We start from the raw sequence: 487 nt of genomic DNA, 5'->3' as shown, positions 1-487 counted from the left end.
AAAATCTCGAACTGAATCGATCATGTTCAAACCGACTATCGGCCCCATCGTGGGCCATACCACAACTAACGAAGTGCGCATTTTCATGCGCGGCGAACAACAGGACAAAAAACGCGTATTTGCCGGAGTTCGCGCCCGCAAGGCCGGAACGGAAAAATGGTCCAACAGCGTATTTGCACTTTTGCATCCAGCCACCGATATGTCGGGCGTACTGGTATTACAGGATCTGGACGCCGATTGTGAATACGAATATCAAGCCGGCTGGTTAAGCCCGATGAATCCGGTACACACCATCGACACAGTGGTGGAGTTTCCACTGCAATGGCCGCGACAGCTCTACCGCTTTCGCACCCGCACCGCGCAAGCCAGCCAGCCCCGGGGCTTTATCGTCGGATCTTGTCGTTATCTGCGGATCACCGCGGGCATCGCTTCCTTGCCGCAACTGGGCGATCGCATCTTTGGCTCGATCAATCAACTTGTCGAGAAC

General features: G+C 54.6%; 1 pseudogene. It reads left to right on the top strand.

Annotated elements, in window-relative coordinates:
* Positions 1 to 22: 22 nt before the first annotated feature.
* Positions 23 to 487: pseudogene (locus tag J5M56_RS24730) on the top strand (alkaline phosphatase family protein); the annotation flags it as partial.

It is taken from the genome of Pseudomonas sp. 51_B (genome assembly GCF_017491595.1).
Classification (GTDB): domain Bacteria; phylum Pseudomonadota; class Gammaproteobacteria; order Pseudomonadales; family Pseudomonadaceae; genus Aquipseudomonas; species Aquipseudomonas promysalinigenes.
The sequence above is the reverse complement of the archived record's forward strand: the minus strand, read 5'-3'. Positions and strand labels throughout refer to the sequence as shown.